General features: G+C 69.9%; 12 protein-coding genes. 4 read left to right on the top strand and 8 right to left on the bottom strand.

The window, feature by feature from the left end:
- Window positions 1-307 precede the first annotated feature (307 nt).
- Both NYP07_RS24000 and NYP07_RS21630 read left to right on the top strand, forming a co-directional pair.
- Window positions 308-1849: a methyl-accepting chemotaxis protein gene (locus NYP07_RS24000; RefSeq protein WP_276597587.1), complete on the top strand. Its 1542-nt coding sequence runs from the start codon at window positions 308-310 to the stop codon at window positions 1847-1849.
- A gap of 139 nt (window positions 1850-1988) precedes the next feature.
- Complete coding sequence (locus NYP07_RS21630) at window positions 1989-4541, top strand: 2-oxoglutarate dehydrogenase E1 component (RefSeq protein WP_268153865.1); 2553 nt, start codon at window positions 1989-1991, stop codon at window positions 4539-4541.
- 25 nt (window positions 4542-4566) lie between these two features.
- Here NYP07_RS21630 and NYP07_RS21625 read toward each other — a convergent pair whose 3' ends face one another.
- Genes NYP07_RS21625 through NYP07_RS21610 form a run of 4 tightly spaced genes read right to left on the bottom strand, consistent with a single transcriptional unit; the run spans window position 4567 to window position 8122 of the window.
- On the bottom strand, window positions 4567-5289 hold the full coding sequence (locus NYP07_RS21625; RefSeq protein WP_268153863.1) for an ABC transporter ATP-binding protein: 723 nt from the start codon (window positions 5287-5289) through the stop codon (window positions 4567-4569).
- Window positions 5290-5304: 15 nt separating this feature from the next.
- Window positions 5305-6090, bottom strand: a complete 786-nt coding sequence (locus NYP07_RS21620) for an ABC transporter ATP-binding protein (protein WP_268153861.1) — start codon at window positions 6088-6090, stop codon at window positions 5305-5307.
- A gap of 13 nt (window positions 6091-6103) precedes the next feature.
- A complete protein-coding gene (locus tag NYP07_RS21615; RefSeq protein WP_268153858.1) occupies window positions 6104-7186 on the bottom strand; it encodes a branched-chain amino acid ABC transporter permease in 1083 nt (360 codons plus the stop codon).
- Window positions 7187-7198: 12 nt separating this feature from the next.
- Window positions 7199-8122 (bottom strand): branched-chain amino acid ABC transporter permease, encoded by a 924-nt coding sequence (locus NYP07_RS21610; RefSeq protein ID WP_268153856.1) that lies wholly within the window; start codon window positions 8120-8122, stop codon window positions 7199-7201.
- Window positions 8123-8431: 309 nt separating this feature from the next.
- Between NYP07_RS21610 and NYP07_RS21605 the strand changes: the two genes are divergently transcribed.
- Window positions 8432-10297, top strand: a complete 1866-nt coding sequence (locus tag NYP07_RS21605) for a sensor histidine kinase (protein WP_268153854.1) — start codon at window positions 8432-8434, stop codon at window positions 10295-10297.
- Window positions 10290-11630 carry a sigma-54-dependent transcriptional regulator gene (locus tag NYP07_RS21600; protein WP_268153852.1) on the top strand — a complete coding sequence of 447 codons (1341 nt, stop codon included), beginning with the start codon at window positions 10290-10292 and terminating at the stop codon, window positions 11628-11630. Before NYP07_RS21605 ends, NYP07_RS21600 begins: the two co-directional genes overlap by 8 nt.
- A gap of 103 nt (window positions 11631-11733) precedes the next feature.
- Here the strand turns inward: NYP07_RS21600 and NYP07_RS21595 are convergent, their stop codons facing one another.
- Genes NYP07_RS21595 through NYP07_RS21580 form a run of 4 tightly spaced genes read right to left on the bottom strand, consistent with a single transcriptional unit; the run spans window position 11734 to window position 16952 of the window.
- Complete coding sequence (locus tag NYP07_RS21595) at window positions 11734-12645, bottom strand: amino acid ABC transporter substrate-binding protein (RefSeq protein WP_268153850.1); 912 nt, start codon at window positions 12643-12645, stop codon at window positions 11734-11736.
- Window positions 12623-13930, bottom strand: a complete 1308-nt coding sequence (locus tag NYP07_RS21590; protein ID WP_268153867.1) for a replication-associated recombination protein A — start codon at window positions 13928-13930, stop codon at window positions 12623-12625. The genes NYP07_RS21595 and NYP07_RS21590 overlap by 23 nt, the downstream gene beginning before the upstream one ends.
- A gap of 29 nt (window positions 13931-13959) precedes the next feature.
- Window positions 13960-14565 (bottom strand): outer membrane lipoprotein periplasmic chaperone LolA, encoded by a 606-nt coding sequence (gene lolA, locus NYP07_RS21585; protein ID WP_268153848.1) that lies wholly within the window; start codon window positions 14563-14565, stop codon window positions 13960-13962.
- Window positions 14562-16952 (bottom strand): DNA translocase FtsK, encoded by a 2391-nt coding sequence (locus tag NYP07_RS21580; protein WP_268153846.1) that lies wholly within the window; start codon window positions 16950-16952, stop codon window positions 14562-14564. The genes lolA and NYP07_RS21580 overlap by 4 nt, the downstream gene beginning before the upstream one ends.
- Window positions 16953-16960 lie beyond the last annotated feature (8 nt).

Raw genomic sequence — 16960 nt, 5'->3', positions numbered from 1 at the left:
GGTCTCGCTGGTGGATACCCACCAGCAACTCCAGCGTTTTACTTGAACCGCCGGATGCGGACCCGCACGTCCGGTGGTGTGAGAGGGCTGAGGGGGCGACCCCTCACCCTACTCGATTCTGCCGGAGCGCCCGGGCGACCTGGCAACTCTTCCAGGTGTCATGCACAACTCGTGAAGCAGGCCTCGAATTTCTCATAACCGCCATAACAGCGCACACGCCACCCACTAACATAACCAGGGAACCGGGCGCAGCAACAAGACCGAGAGACAACGGCCTGGCGATTGATCCGCTTCAAGGGAGTGTTGCATGCGTATTTCTGATTGGAAGATCGGCACACGGCTGGCGCTGGCGTTCACCGTCGTCATCGCGCTGTTGTGCGCCAGCCTGCTCGGCAGCGTGGCGGTGCTCGACCGCATCGGCGCGACGATGGAAGAGGTGGTCAACGACAACTACGCCCAGATCGCGCTGAGCAACCGCATCAAGGAGGTCGGCGACCAGGGCGCACTGACGCTCGGCCGCATGCTGCTGGCCACCGACCCGCAGCGCCAGAAGAAATACGCCGACGACTATGCGGCGATCCGCGCCGCCAACACCGAGAACCTCAAGAAGCTCGAGGACTCGCTGCACAGCCCCGCCGCGCGGCAGATCTTCGAGGAGCAGGGGGCCGCCCGCAAGGCCTACGGCGCCCAGGTGCGCAGGGTGCTCGACCTGATCGCGGCCGGCAAGCGCGACGAGGCGATTGCGCTGTACGAGGGCGAGCTGGCCGAGCCCCAGGCCAGGTATTACGCGCTGCTCGACAAGATGGTCGCCCACCATGCCCAGGGCATGCTGGACGACGTGAACGAAGCCAAGGCCAGGTCCCGGCAGGCCGTCTGCCTGATGGTCGGCGGCTCGCTGCTGGCCATCGTGCTGGGCGTCGTCACCGCGCTGCTGATCACGCGCTCCGTGACCCGCCCCATCCACCGCGCCATCGACCTGGCCGAGGCCGTCGCGGCCGGCGACCTCACCTACCGCGTCGAGCATGTCGGCCACGACGAGGTCGGGCGGCTGATGGGCGCGCTGCAGCGCATGGTCGAGAGCCTGCACGGCATCGTGACCCAGGTGCGCAGCGGCGCGGACAACATCCACGTCGCGGCCCAGAACGTCTCCCGCGGCAACGAAGACCTCGCGGTCCGCACCGAGCAGCAGGCCAGCGCGCTGGAACAGACCGCGGCGGCCATGGAGCAGCTGACGTCGGCCGTCAAGCTGGCCAGCGACAACGCCGGCCATGCCAACCACTCGGCGACGTCGGCCTCCGACATCGCGGCGGCCGGCGGCGAGGTCGTCGGGCAGGTCGTGCACACGATGAACTCGATCTCCGTCTCGTCCAGGCGCATCGTCGAGATCATCGGCGTCATCGACGGCATCGCCTTCCAGACCAATATCCTGGCGCTGAACGCGGCCGTCGAGGCCGCACGCGCCGGCGAGCAGGGGCGCGGCTTCGCCGTCGTCGCCGCCGAGGTGCGCAACCTGGCCCAGCGCAGCGCGCAGTCCGCCAAGGAGATCAAGGCCCTGATCGACGACTCGGCGCAGCAGGTCGACGTGGGCAGCAAGATGGTGGAGCAGGCCGGCGCGACGATGCGGCAGGTGGTCTCCAGCATCGCGCGCGTCAGCAGCGTCGTCGCGGAGATCACGTCGTCCAGCCAGGAGCAGAGCGCCGGCATCGAGCAGGTCAACGTCGCGATCTCGCAGATGGACGATTCGACGCAGCGCAACGCTGTCCTCGTCGAGCAGAGCGCCGACGCGGCGCGCGCACTGCAACTGCAGGCCAGCCGCCTCAACGACATGGTGCGCGCCTTCGTGCTCTGACCCCCACGGGTCCAACGCTTTCACGAGGCCGATCGGACACAGATCCGGGCCCGGACCAGGCCCTGCCGTCAAGGCGCCCGACCGTGGGCGCCGGGGCGACGGCGCGGCCCCAGCTTGCATCACCAGGGAGTCTTCCATCATGAACATGGCGAACCAGCCGGCCACGGGGCCGTCTGCGCATGGGCCCGCGCAGGGCCGTCCACCAGCCACCCGCCTGCATCCGGCCGTCCAGCGCTGGCTGGACGCGCACCGGGCCGAGGGCTACCGCTGCGCCGATCTCGACCCCCTGGGCATGGCGGATTCGGCCGATGCCCAGGAGCTGCTGGCGCCCGCGGCGTTCGGCCTCGCGACCGGCGATGCCCTCGGCGCGGACGCCCCGACCATGCTGGGCGCCCGCGACGTGGCCGGCCTGGACCGGCAGCTCAAGCGCATCTACTGCGGTACGCTGGCGCTGGACACGAGCGCGCTGCGCGATCCCACGCGCCGGGCCTGGCTGCACGCCGGCATCGAGGCGCTGCCGCCCACCGAATGCAGCAGCGCCCTGCTGGACCGGCTGATCCAGGCCCAGGCCTGGGAGCGCCACGTCGCACGCCGCCACCCGGGCGCGAAACGCTTCTCGCTGGAGGGCTGCGAGGCCCTGCTGCCGCTGCTGGACGCCCTCGTCGAGCAGGCCGCGCTGCGCGGCGTGACCGAGCTCTTCATGGGCATGCCGCACCGCGGCCGCGTCAATCTGCTGGTCAATCTGCTCGGCATGCCCGCCGCCAGCGTGCTGGACCATTTCGACCCGGAGCCGCCCCGGCCCGAGCGCCATCGCGACCTGGTCTACCACCTCGGCGCACGGCGCAGCTTCGCGACCGCGCACGGCCCGCTGACGCTGACGCTGGCGCCCAACCCCTCGCACCTGCAGAGCGTCTGCCCCGTCGTGCTCGGCATGACCTATGCCGCCCGTGTGCGGGGCCGCGCCGCGGCGCTGCTGCTGCATGGCGACGCCGCGTTTGCCGGCCAGGGCGTCGTCATGGAGGCGCTGATGCTGTCGCAGCGCCAGGGCTATGCGGTGGGCGGATGCGTGCATGTCGTCATCAACAACCAGCTCGGGTTCACGACGCCCAACCCGATGGACGCGGCCGCCGGCCGCTATTGCACGGACATCGCCCGCTGCATCGACGCCCCCGTGCTGCGCGTGAACGCCGACACGCCCGAGCAGCTGGCGCACGCGGCCGAGCTGGCCATGGCCTACCGCAGCCGCTTCACCGCCGACATCGTCATCGACCTGGTCGGCTACCGCCGCCTCGGCCACTCGGAGCATGACGAACCGTCGCTGACCAGCCCGCGCCTGTATGCGATGGCCGCCCGCCAGGCCTCGGTCGTCGACGTCGTGGCCGCGCGCCTGGTTGCCGCCGGCCATTGCGGCCCACAGCAGATCGCCGCGCACATCGAGCGCCAGCGGGCCACGGCCGAGCGGGCCTTCTCGATCGCCGACCCGGGCGTCGAGACCACAGCTCGCACGCCCCATGCCGGCGCCCTGCCGCAGTCACTGCCGACGCAGGCGCGGCTGCGCGGCTGGATCACCGCGATGACGCGCCTGCCGCGGGGCTTCCGCCCGCATCCCAAGCTGGCGGAGCTGGCTTCGCATTGGCAGCGCATCGCCGCCGGCGACGGGGCGGCGCGCGCGGATTGGTGCTTCGCCGAGAACATGGCCTATGCGTCGCTGCTGGAGGCCGGCGTGGGCGTGCGCATCTCCGGCATGGACGTTGCCCGCGGCACCTTCCTGCACCGGCACGCGGTCTGGCACAACCAGGCGCTCACCGGCCCGGACGAATTCCTGCCGCTGCAGCAGCTCGGCGCGGTCGCGCCCTTCGAGGTCGTCAACTCGCCGCTGTCCGAAGAAGGCGTGCTCGGCTTCGAATACGGCCACAGCGTGCAGCGCCTCGCGGACCTGACGATCTGGGAGGCGCAGTACGGCGATTTCGTCAACGGCGCCCAGGTCTTCCTCGACCAGTACATCGCTTCCGGCGAGGACAAGTGGGGCCAGCCAAGCGCCCTCGCCCTGCTGCTGCCGCACGGCTACGAGGGTGTCGGGCCCGAACACTCGAACGCCTATCTGAGCCGCTTCCTGCAGCTCTGCGGCGCCGGCAATCTGCGCGTCGCCTGCCCTAGCACGGCGGCGCAGTGGTTTCATCTGCTGCGCCGCCAGGCCCTGGACGCCGAGAGAAAGCCGCTGATCGCGTTGACGCCCAAGTCGGCCCTCTACCAGGATCCCGCCTCGCATTCGCCGCCGGATGCACTGCTGACCGGTGGCTTCCATCCGGTGCTGGACGACGCGCTCGCCGCGCCGCAGGACGCGCGCCGCCTCGTGCTGTGCAGCGGCAAGCTGCACCACGAACTGGCCCGCGCACGCGGCGCGCGGCGCGACGTGGCCCTGCTGCGGCTGGAGCAGCTCTACCCCTTCCCGGGCGCGGAGCTGGCCCGGGCGCTGGCGCCCTATCGCAAGCTGGACACGCTGATCTGGGCCCAGGAGGAAACGCTGAACCAGGGCGCCTGGCATTTCCTGCGCGATGAGCTGGCCGGGCTGGCGCCGGCCGGCATCGTCTGGCAGCCGGTCGCCCGCGCGGTGACGGCCGCCGGCGCCTGCTCGTCGCTGGCCTTGCACCGCCGCGAGCAGGCCGCGCTGATCGCGCAGGCGCTCGGCTGAAGGCGCCCTCGGGACGGCCGCCGGCCTACTCGCCCAGGTAGGCGGCGCGCACCTTGGGGTCGTTCAGCAGGGCCTGGCCCTCGCCGTCCATCGTGACCTCGCCGGATTCCATCACATAGCCGCGGTTGGCCAGCTCCAGCGCGCGGCTGGCGTTCTGCTCGACGAGCAGGATGGTCACGCCCTGCCGGTGGATGTCGTTCACGACCTCGAAGATCTTGTCCACCATGATGGGCGACAGGCCCATGGACGGCTCGTCCAGCAGCAGCACCTTGGGCCGCGCCATCAGCGCGCGGCCCATGGCCAGCATCTGCTGTTCGCCGCCGGACATCGTGCCGGCCAGCTGCTTGGCGCGCTCCTTCAGCCGCGGGAACAGCGCGAAGACCTTGTCCATGTCGGACTGGATCTCGCCGTCGTTGCGGTTGTAGGCGCCCATCTGCAGGTTCTCGGTGATGGTCATGCGCGTGAAGGTGCCGCGGCCCTCGGGCACCATGACCAGGCCTTTCTTGGCCAGGTCCCAGGCGCCCTTGCCCTTGATGGACTCGCCGAGATAGGTCACGTCGCCGGCGGCGATGGGCTGGATGCCGGTGACGGCCTTCAGCGTCGTCGTCTTGCCCGCGCCGTTGGCGCCGATCAGGGACACCAGTTCGCCCTCGCGCACCTCGAAGTTCACGCCCTTGACGGCCTGGATGCCGCCGTAGGCCACCTTCAGGCTGCTGACCTTGAGCAGGGTTTGCTTTGCTTCTGCCATTTGTTCTTCCCCGCTTCAGTGGGCTTTGTGGCCGGCGCCGAGGTAGGCCTCGATCACCTTCTCGTTGCTCTGCACCTCGGCCGGCGTGCCTTCGGCGATCTGCTTGCCGTAGTCGAGCACGGTCACGCGGTCGCACAGGCCCATGACCAGCTTCACGTCGTGCTCGATCAGCAGGATGGTGCGGCCGTCGTTGCGGATGCGGTCGATCAGCTCGCGCAGCACGACCTTCTCGGTCGCGTTCATGCCGGCGGCCGGCTCGTCCAGCGCGATCAGCTGGGGGTCGGTGGCCAGCGCCCGCGCGATCTCGAGCCGGCGCTGGTCGCCGTAGCTCAGCGTGCGGGCCTTGAACTCCGCGTACTTGCCGATGCCGACGTAGTCCAGCAGCTCCTCGGCGCGCGCCCTGATCGCGGCCTCCTCGGCCTTGAAGGCCGGCGTGCGCAGCACCGCGCCGACCAGGCCGGACCTGGTGCGGATATGGCGGCCGACCATCACGTTCTCCAGCGCCGTCATGTCGGCGAACAGGCGGATGTTCTGGAAGGTGCGCGCGATGCCGGCCTTGGCGACCTGGTGCACGGCCTGCGGCGTGTAGGGCGTGCCGCCCAGCGAGAAGCTGCCGCCGTCCGGCACGTAGAGGCCCGTGATGACGTTGAAGAAGGTCGTCTTGCCGGCGCCGTTGGGGCCGATCAGGCCATAGACCTGGCCGCGGCGGATCTGGATGCCGACGTCGGACAGGGCCTGCACGCCGCCGAAGCGCTTGGACGCGCCGCTGACGTTGAGAACGATGTTGTCGTGGATGCTCATGGTTCGCCCTCCTTCACTTCACCGCGCCCGGGGCGCCTTTGCCATGCTCGGGCGCAGGCCACAGGCCGCGCGGGCGGGCCAGCATGATGCCGATCATGGCCAGCGCGACGAGCAGCTGGCGCAGGATGGACGCGTCCAGCCGGCCGTCCGTCATCTGCTGCAGCGGGCCGGCGACGTAACGCAGCACCTCGGGCATGGCCGACAGCAGCAGCGCGCCGAGGATGACGCCCGGGATGTGGCCGATGCCGCCCAGCACGACCATCGCGACGATCATGACCGACTCCTGCAGGCTGAAGGACTCGGGCGACACGAAGCCCTGGAAGCTCGCGAACATCGCGCCCGACACGCCGCCGAAGGTGGCGCCCATGCCGAAGGCCAGCAGCTTCAGGTTGCGGGTGTTGATGCCCATGGCCTTGGCGGCGATCTCGTCCTCGCGGATGGCCATCCAGGCACGGCCGATGCGCGAGTTCTCGAGCCGGTAGCAGATCACCACGCCCACGACGACCAGCAGAAGGAAGAGGTAGTAGTACAGCGTCACCGAGGGCAGCGTGAAATCGCCGATCTGCCACGACCTGCCCAGGTCCACGCCGAGGATGTGGAAGGAGTCGATCTGGCCGATGCCGCGCGGGCCGTTGGTGATGTTGAGCGGGTACTCGAGGTTGTTCAGGAACACGCGGATGATCTCGCCGAAGCCCAGCGTGACGATGGCGAGGTAGTCGCCGCGCAGCTTCAGCGTCGGCGCGCCCAGCACGACGCCGAAGAAGGCCGCCAGCGCCGCGCCCGCCGGGATGACCAGCCAGATCGGCGAGTGCAGGCCGGTCGGGAAGGCGGCCTGGATGGCCTCGAAATTCTCGCTGAGGTGGGGGCTGGCCATCAGCGCGAACATGTAGGAGCCCACCGCGTAGAAGGCAACATAGCCCAGGTCCAGCAGGCCGGCGTAGCCGACGACGATGTTCAGGCCCAGGGCCAGCAGCACGTAGAGCAGCGCCAGGTCGATGATGCGCACCGGGCCGTTGCCGAGCTGCTGCGCGAACAGCGGCACGGCGATCAGGCCAACGGCGGCGGCGAGGAAGGTGATGAGTTTCTTGGCTTGCATGTCCGTGTCTCCTCAGGCGCGATCAGCCACGCGCTCGCCGAGCAAGCCCGAGGGCCGCAGCGTCAGCACGAGGATGAGGGCGATGAAGGCGAAGATGTCGGCGTAGTGGCTGCCGAGCACGCCGCCGGTCAGGTCGCCGAGGTAGCCGGCGCCGATGGCCTCGATCAGGCCCAGCAGCACGCCGCCGACGACGGCGCCGGCCAGGTTGCCGATGCCGCCCAGCACCGCGGCCGTGAAGGCCTTCAGGCCGGGCATGAAGCCCATCGTGTGCTGCACCGTGCCGTAGTTGGCCGCCCACATCAGGCCGGCCACGGCCGCCAGCGCGGCGCCGATGACGAAGGTGGTCGAGATGATGAAGTCGGGCTTGACGCCCATCAGGCCGGCCACGCGCGGGTTCTCGGCCGTGGCGCGCATCGCGCGGCCCAGCTTGGTGAAGTTCACGAGATACATCAGGCCCGCGAGGATGACGACCGTGAGGCCGAGGATCAGGCACTGCGTGACCGTGATGACCGGGCCGCCGAGGTCGAAGGGGTCGGTGGGCAGCAGCAGCGGGAAGGGCTTGGGGTTGGGCTTCCAGATGATCATCGCGACCACCTGCAGCAGCAGCGACATGCCCATGGCCGTGATCAGCGGCGCCAGGCGCGGCGCACTGCGCAGCGGCCGGTAGGCGATCTTCTCGACCGAGAAGTTCAGCAGCGCGCAGACGACGATGGCGCAGGCCAGGCCGATCAGCATCAGCAGCCAGCCCGGCATGCCGGTGTCGGCCAGCGCGCTGATCACGGTCCAGCTGACCATGGCGCCGACCATCAGGATCTCGCCGTGCGCGAAGTTGATGAGGTTGATGATGCCGTAGACCATCGTGTAGCCCAGCGCGACGAGGGCGTACATGCTCCCGAGCACGAGGCCGTTGATGATCTGTTGAATCAGAGTCTCCATAAGGGCTCCAGAAGATTTTGTTGGGCGCAGCATGCGCCACGCGACCCGGGACAAATCGCAACCCTCGTGCCAAAACACGGTGCAGGACCGGGTTTCCAGGGTATTCACCGACGGTCTGAAACTGCCTGGCGTTCGATCCGCCCCACGCGGGCGGCCTTGGTCGGACTTCACGAGTGTGGAACAGCGAAACCTGGGCGGAAATCCGCACAAACCGCAGCGCCGCTGGGCGATTCTTCGCCAGACCCTAAAAAACCGCCACCGGGGCCGCCGGGAGCCGCACGGCGTGGGCACACTAACGGCCCGTCTGTCATGGTTGCGCCCTCCTCCCCGTCCCCGCTGCGCGCCCGCGCCCGGCTTCTGAGCCGGCTGCCGAGCCGCCCCGGCTTCTACTTCGTGCTGACCGGCCTGCTGATGGCGCTGGGCTTCGTGCTCGCGCACCGCCTGAGTGAACGCAGCGGCCGCGAGCAGCTGTCGGCGCTGAGCACCGAGCGGCTGGAGCTCTACGCGTCCAACCTCGCCGCCGAGCTGGGCCGCCATGCGTCCCTGCCCAGCCTGCTGGCCATCGACCCGACGCTGCAGGCGCTGATGCTCGCGCCCGACGACGCCGGGCGCCGCCGCGCCGCCAGCCAGGTGCTGGCCCGCGTCAATGTGCGCGCCGGCACCAACCAGATCTTCGTCGCCGATGCCCAGGGCCAGGTCTTGTCGGCCAGCGAGACGCTGACACCGCCGCCGCGCCTCGCCGAGGCCCTGGTGCAGGATCGCAACCACTTCTTCGCCGCCGACCCCAACACCGGCAGCACCGACTTCTATCTGCTGCACCCTCTGCGCCAGGGCGGGCGCACGGCGGGCGTCATCGTCGTGCGCTTCAACCTCGCGCCGCTGGAGGCCACCTGGGTCGACCTCGGCCTGCGCTCCCAGGGCGAGCGCATCCTCGTGGCGGACGACCAGGACGTCGTCATCATGAGTTCGGTGCAGGCATGGAAGTACGCCGTGCTCGACCATGCCGACCCGTCGCGCCGCCAGGCCCTGCAGGCCAGCGCGCGCTACCCCCAGTCCATCGGCCCCGACCTGGAGCTGCCCGCCTCGCTGGAGGTGCACCAGGGCCAGCAGGTGCGGCTGCCGCTGCCCGGCATGCGGCCCATGCTGGCCCAGCAGCGCCAGATCGTGCCGCTGGGCCTGCGCCTCGTCGCGCTGTCGGACCTGACCGAGGTCAGGCAGCGCGCCCAGATCGCCGCCTGGGGCGGCGCGGCCTTCGGCGCCAGCGTGGGCCTGGCGGCGCTCTACCTGGCCTCGCGCCGGCGCGCGCTGCGCCAGCTCACCAGGGCCCAGACCGAGCTGCAGCAGGCGCATGCGCAGCTCGAACAGCTGGTGGACAGCCGCACCGCCGAGCTGCGCCAGACCAACGACGCGCTGAAGAGCCAGATCGCGCAGCGCCTGCAGACCGAGGGCGAGCTGCTGCAGGCCAGCAAGCTCGCGGTGCTGGGCCAGATGTCGGCCGGCCTGTCCCACGAGGTCAACCAGCCGCTGACGGCGCTGCGCGCGCTGGCGCGCAACTCGGTGCGGCTGCTGCAAGCCGGTCGCCACGACGCCGTGGCCAGCAATCTGCAGATCATGGACGACATGGTCGAGCGCATGAGCCGCATCACGCGCCAGCTCAAGAGCTTCGCGCGCAAGGCCGACGAGCAGTTCGTCGGCAGCACCTCGCTGCTGGACTGCGTGCGCAACGCGCTGCTGCTGCTGGAACACCGCAGCCGCGCCCTCGGGCTGCTGGCCGAGGTCGACGTGCCCGCGGGCCTGCGCGTGCGCGCCGAGGCCAACCGGCTGGAGCAGGTGCTGGTCAACCTGTTCGGCAACGCCATCGACGCGATGCAGCAGGAGGGCGAGCGGCGGCTGATCGTGCGCGTCGTCGCCCAGGACGAGGGCCGCCGCGCACTGGTGCGCGTGCAGGACAGCGGCGGCGGCGTCGGCGAGGCCGACCTGCAGCGCCTCTTCGAGCCCTTCTTCACGACCAAGCCGGCCGGCGAAGGCCTGGGCCTGGGCCTGGTCATTTCGGCCAAGATCGTGCACGAGTTCGGCGGCGCGCTGCGCGCCGAGCGGCTGGAGCAAGGCATGAGTTTCGAGTTCGACCTCGCCGTCGAGACATGGACGGCGGCAGCGGAGGCAAGCAATGTTTGAAGGCTACAAGGTCGTGTTCGTCGAGGACGACCTGCCGGTGCGGGTCAGCCTCACGCAGACGCTGGAGCTGGAAGGCTTCACGGTGCTGCCCTGCCGCAGCGCCGAGGAGGCCCTGCCCCACATCCAGCCCGGCGCGCAGATCATCGTCATCACCGACGTGCGCCTGCCCGGCATGGACGGCCGCGCGCTGCTGGCCCATGTGCAGGCCACGGACCCGAGCATCCCCGCCATCCTCATCACGGCTCACGGCGACGTGGCCATGGCTGTGCAGTCCATGCGCGCCGGCGCCTACGACTTCATCGAGAAGCCCTTCGCGCCCGAACGCCTGCTGGACGTGGCCCGCCGCGCGCTGGACCTGCGCACGCTGCGCCACTCGGCCGACGAGCTGCGCGCCCAATTGCAACGCGCCAGCGGCATCGAGGCCGCACTGCTCGGCCAGTCGCCCGCGATGCATCAGCTGCGCCGCCAGGTGCTGAACCTGGCCGGCACATCGGCCGACGTGCTCATCGTCGGCGAGACCGGCACCGGCAAGGAGCTGGTGGCCCGCTGCCTGCACGACCAAAGCCCGCGCCGCGACCGCCACTTCGTCGCCATCAACTGCGGCGGCCTGCCCGAGGCGCTGTTCGAGAGCGAGCTCTTCGGCCACGAGCCCGGCTCGTTCACGAGCGCGGCCAAGCGCCGCATCGGCAAGATCGAGCATGCCAACGGCGGCACGCTGCTGCTGGACGAGATCGAGACCATGCCCGTCGCGCTGCAGATCAAGCTGCTGCGCGTGCTGCAGGAGCGCCGCGTCGAACGCCTGGGCTCCAACGAGGAGCTGCCCGTCAACGTGCGCTTCATCGCCGCCAGCAAGTCCGACCTGAAGGAGCAGGCCGGCAAGGGCGAGTTCCGCAGCGACCTCTACTACCGCCTCAACATCGCCACGCTGAACCTGCCGCCGCTGCGCGAGCGCCGCGAGGACATCCCGCTGCTGTTCGAGCACTTCGTCGCCCAGGCCTGCGCGCGCTACGAGCGCGCCGCCCCCGAGCTGACGCCCGAAAAGCTGCGCGAGCTGATCGCCCATGACTGGCCGGGCAATGTGCGCGAGATCCGCAACGCGGCCGACCGCTTCGTGCTGGCCCTGGACGACCTCGACCCCCAGGCCGCGCTGCAGGCCGTGCCGGCGCTCAACCTCGCGCGGCAGATGGACCTGATCGAGAAGACGCTGATCGAGCAGGCGCTGCGCCGCTGCCAGGGCAAAGTGCCCGCCGCGATGGAGATGCTGGGCACGCCGCGCAAGACGCTGTACGACAAGCTGCACCGGCACGGCATCCAGCTGGACGCCTTTCGCTGACGCTGGAAATGCAACCACAGAGTCACAGAGCCACGGAGAAACAGCCCGCGAGGCTTCTTCTCTCTGTGCCTCAGTGCCTCTGTGGTTGCGTTTGGTTTTGCACTCAGCGGTAGCGCTCGGGATCGGGCGAATCGGTCGGATTCGCGATGACGCGGCGGAAGGCGGCACTCATCGGCAGCTTCAGGTTCAGCCCCTGTGACGGCAGCGGCGACTCGAACCAGCGGCGGTAGATCGCGTGGATCTCGCCGCTGCGATACAGCCCGGCCAGCACCTCGTCCACCAGGGCCTTGAACTGCGGGTCGCCCTTGCGCAGGCCGATGGCATAGGGCTCGACAGTCAGTGCCTGGTCGGAGATGCGGTAGTCGTCCGCGCCCGGCCCCTGCTGGGCCAGCAGCGCGCGCAGCAGCACGTCGTCCATCAGGAAGGCCGAGGCCCGGCCGCTGCGCAGCAGCTGGAAGCCCTCGGGGTCGTCCAGCCCGCCGAGGATGCGAATGCCCAGGCCCTGCTGCCCGTTGACCTTGGCCAGGTGCTGGATGCTGGTCGTGCCGATGGTGGAGGCCACGGCCAGGCCGCGCAGGTCGGCCAGGCCCTGCACGCGCTCGCCGCCGCGCGTCATCAGCCGCGTCTCGGCGACGAAGATGGTCAGCGAGAAGGCCTGGCTGCGGGCCCGCTCGGCCGTGTTGGTCGTGATGCCGCACTCCAGGTCCAGCGTGCCGTTGATGACGAGGGGCATGCGCGTGGCCGAGGCCACCTCGACGCGGCGCACCTCCAGGTCGGGCAGCTGCAGCCGGCTGCGAACGGCGGCGACGATGCGTTCGCACAGCTCCACCGTGTAGCCGGTGGGGCGCAGCTGGGCATCGAGGTAGGAGAAGGGCAGCGAGGCCGGCCGGTAGCCGATGACGATGACGCCGGTGTCGCGCACGCGGGCCAGCGTCGGGCCGTCGGCTCCGCGTGCAGCGCCGAAGCTCAGCAGCAGCGCGGCCAGCGCCGCGCTAGCCCTCGCCAGCCGCCTCATCATCCAACCGGCGCAGTTCGGCCAGCTTGTCGGCAATGCGCAGCTCCAGGCCGCGCGGCACGGGTTCGTAGAAGCGCTGGCCCTCCAGCCCGTCCGGCAGATATTGCTCGCCGGCGGCATAAGCGTTCGGTTCGTCGTGGGCATAGCGGTAGGCCTTGCCGTAGCCCAGCTCCTTCATCAGCCGCGTGGGCGCGTTGCGCAGATGCACGGGCACCGGGCGGGAGGTGTCCTGCTTGATGAAGGCCCTGACCTCGTTGAAGGCCTTGTAGACCGCGTTGGACTTGGGCGCGATGGCGAGATAGACGACGGCCTCGGCCAGCGCCAGCTCGCCCTCGGGCGAGCCCAGACGCTCATAGGCCTCGGCCGCGTCCAGCGTGATGCGCAGCGCGCGCGGGTCGGCCAGGCCGATGTCCTCGCTGGCCATGCGGATCAGGCGGCGAGCGATGTAGCGGGCGTCCACGCCGCCGTCGAGCATGCGCGCGAACCAGTAGAGCGCGCCGTCGGGGCTGCTGCCGCGCACGGACTTGTGCAGCGCGGAGATCACGTCGTAGAACTGGTCGCCGCCCTTGTCGTAGCGGCGCAGCTGCTCGCCTAAAGCGCGCTCCAGCAGGGCCTCGTCGATGGGCGCGCCCTCGGCCAGCGAGGCCGCCGTGTCGAAGGCGTTCAGCAGCCGGCGCGCATCGCCGTCGGCATAGCCGATGAGGCGCTGCGCCGCCTCGGGCGAGGGCTCGGGCACGCCGAGTTCGGCGGCACCACGCGCGATGAGCTGGCCGAGTTCCCCGGCATCCAGGCTCTTGAGCACCTGCACGGTCGCGCGCGACAGCAGCGCCGAGTTGACCTCGAAGCTCGGGTTCTCCGTCGTCGCGCCGATGAAGGTGAAGAGGCCGGCCTCGACGTGCGGCAGGAAGGCGTCCTGCTGCGACTTGTTGAAGCGGTGCACCTCGTCGACGAAGACGACCGTGCGCCGGCCCTGGGCCGCGGCCACCTGGGCACGCTCGACGGCCTCGCGGATCTCCTTGACGCCGCCGAGCACGGCCGAGATCGCGATGAACTGCGCGTCGAAGGCGCCGGCCATCAGCCGCGCCAGCGTCGTCTTGCCGACGCCGGGCGGGCCCCACAGGATCATGCTGTGCAGGCGGCCGGCATCGAAGGCGACGCGCAGCGGCATGCCGGGCCCGAGCAGATGGCGCTGGCCGATGACCTCGTCCAGTGTTTTGGGCCGCAGGCGTTCTGCCAGCGGGATGCCGGCGAGCGGTGCCGCCGGCGCAGGCGTTGCGTCGGGCAGGGGCTCGTCGTCGAACAGCGAACCGCTCACTACTGCTCGATCAAATCCGCCCCGGCCGGCAGCTTGAACTGGAAGCGCTCGGCCGGCACCGGCACATTGGCCTGCACGGCGCTGAAGTCCAGGCGCGAACGCTGGCCGAAGCCGTCGACGATCTCCATCGCCGCCAGCTCCTTGGCGCGGAAGCCGAGCTTGAGCGACTGGATCGTCGACTCGGCCTGCTTCGGGCTGGCCTGCACCCAGTCCACACCGCCTTCGCTGGGCTGGGCCTTCAGCGTGAAGTCGTGTTCGATGTTGGCGCCGGCCAGCAAGGCCGCGGGCGTTGCACCCAGCGCGTCGGCCAGCTTGCGCGAGCTGGCCTGGTTCAGGTCGGCGTCGTAGATCCAGACCTTCTGGCCGTCGGCCACGATGGTCTGCTCGAAGGGCTTGGCATAGGCGAAGCGGAAGCGGTTGGGCCGCTCGAACTCGAAGCTGCCGCTGGACAGCTTCTTGCGCTTGCCGTCCGGCGACGTGACGGTCTGCGTGAAATTGGCCTTGCCGCTCTTCACATCATGGGCGAAGTCGCGCAGCGCATCGACGGCGTCGGCATGGGCGGTGCCGGCTGCACACAGAGTCAGGGCGATGAGGAGGTACTTCATTCGTCTCGCTTCGGAACAATCAATTCACGGCTGCCGTTGGATGCCAGGGCGCCGACAAGGCCCGAGTTCTCCATCTGCTCCAGCAGCCGCGCGGCGCGGTTGTAGCCGATCCGCAGATGGCGCTGGACCAGCGAGATCGACGCCTTGCGGTGCTGCAGCACGATGGCCACGGCCTGGTCGTACATGGGGTCCTGCTCTCCGCTGGCCTCGCCCGGCGCGGGCGCCTCGCCGCCGGCGTCGTCGAGCACGCCGCCTTCGAGGATGCCTTCGATGTAGTTGGGTTCACCCTGGGACTTGATGTACTCCACCACGCGGTGCACCTCGTCGTCGCTGACAAAGGCGCCGTGCACGCGGATGGGCAGGCCGGTGCCGGACGGCATGTAGAGCATGTCGCCCATGCCGAGCAGCGCCTCGGCGCCCATCTGGTCGAGGATGGTGCGGCTGTCGATCTTGGAGCTGACCTGGAAGGACAGGCGCGTCGGGATGTTGGCCTTGATGAGGCCGGTGATGACGTCCACCGACGGCCGCTGCGTGGCCAGGATCAGGTGGATGCCGGCCGCACGGGCCTTCTGCGCGAGGCGCGCGATCAGTTCCTCGATCTTCTTGCCGACGACCATCATCAGGTCGGCCAGCTCGTCGATGACGACGACGATGAAGGGCAGGCGCTCCAGTGGCTCCGGGTCGTCGTTGTTCAGCGCGAAAGGGTTGGGGATGCTGATGCCGTTGGCCTTGGCCTCGTCGATCTTCTTGTTGTAGCCGGCCAGGTTGCGCACGCCCATCTTGGACATCAGCTTGTAGCGCCGCTCCATCTCGCCGACACACCAGTTCAGCGCATTGCCGGCCTGCTTCATGTCGGTGACGACCGGCGCCAGCAGATGCGGGATGCCCTCGTAGACGCTCATTTCCAGCATCTTGGGGTCGATGAGGATGAGGCGCACATCGCGGGCCTCGGCCTTGTAGAGCAGGCTGAGGATCATCGCGTTGATGCCGACGGACTTGCCCGAGCCGGTCGTGCCGGCGACGAGGCAGTGCGGCATCTTGGCCAGGTCGGCCACGACGGGCAGGCCGATGATGTCCTTGCCCAGGCCCATGGTCAGCTGGGATGCGGCGTCGGCATAGACCTGCGAGCCGAGGATCTCGGAGAGGCGGATGGTCTGGCGGCGCGCGTTCGGCAGCTCCAGCGCCATGTAGTTCTTGCCCGGGATGGTCTCGACGACGCGGATGGACACCAGGCTCAGCGAGCGCGCCAGGTCCTTGGCGAGGTTGACGACCTGCGAGCCCTTGACGCCGGTGGCCGGCTCGATCTCGTAGCGCGTGATGACGGGGCCGGGCGACGCGGCGACGACGTGCACCTCGACGCCGAAGTCGCGCAGCTTCTTCTCGATCAGGCGGCTGGTCATCTCCAGCGATTCGGGCGTGACCGTCTCCTGGCGGCCTGGCGCGGCGTCCAGCAGGTCGACCTGGGGCAGCTTGGCGTCGCCGACGTCGGCGAACAGCGTCTGCTGGCGCTCCTTGGCGACGCGGGTGGATTGCGGTACCTCGACGACCGGCGGCTCGATGACCAGGGGCGCATGCTCCAGCCCCAGGTCGCGCTCCAGCTGGCGCTCGGCCTCGCGTTCGACCTCGACCTCCAGCTCGCGCTCCTTGACGGCCTGCTGTCCGGCCTTCTGGTCGGCCTTGATCTCGCGCTGCTCGATGCGCTTCTCGCGCAGCTGCTCGATGCGCTCGCCGATGCGCTCGGCCAGATGGCCCCAGGAGAAGCGCAGCGCCCACGACATGCCGGTCAGCAGCAGCACGATCCAGACGACGCCCGAGCCGGCAAAGCCCAGGCCCTTCATGCCCAGCGGGCCCAGCGTGTAGCCGAGCACGCCGCCGGCGTGGCCCGGCAGGCGCGGCTCCAGCGCGTACAGCCGGCTCCATTCCAGCGCGCAGCTCGCACCCACCAGCAGCAGCACGCCGGCCCACCAGCGCGCACGCTGGCTCCAGCGCGGCGCCTCGGGCGTGTCGTGCCGCAGCAGGCCTGCCAGGCTGCGCAGCCAGGCACGCAGGGCCAGCAGCGGCAGCCACCAGGCCGAGAAACCGAATACGAAGAGCAGGCCGTCCGACAGCCAGGCGCCGAAGCCGCCGACGCGGTTGTGCACCAGCTCGCGCTGGCCGCTGGTGCTGAAGGCCGCGTCGCGCAGGTCATGCGTGGCCAGGGCCAGCACGAGCAGCGCGAGCAGCAAGGCGGTCAGGGCCAGCCACAGCGGCGTGCGCAGCAGTCTGGAGGCCGCCGACGGCGGGCTGGCTTCGCGCTTGAGGGCCTGGCGGCGGGTAGGTTTGGCCGGGGCGGCGGTTTCGCTCGCGGCGCCATCGCCGCCCAGCAGGGAACCGAGGGGAAAACTCATCCCTGCAT

Origin of the sequence: Pelomonas aquatica, assembly GCF_026712205.1 — a bacterium.
Taxonomy (GTDB): Bacteria; Pseudomonadota; Gammaproteobacteria; order Burkholderiales; family Burkholderiaceae_C; genus Pelomonas; species Pelomonas aquatica.
The sequence above is the reverse complement of the archived record's forward strand: the minus strand, read 5'-3'. Positions and strand labels throughout refer to the sequence as shown.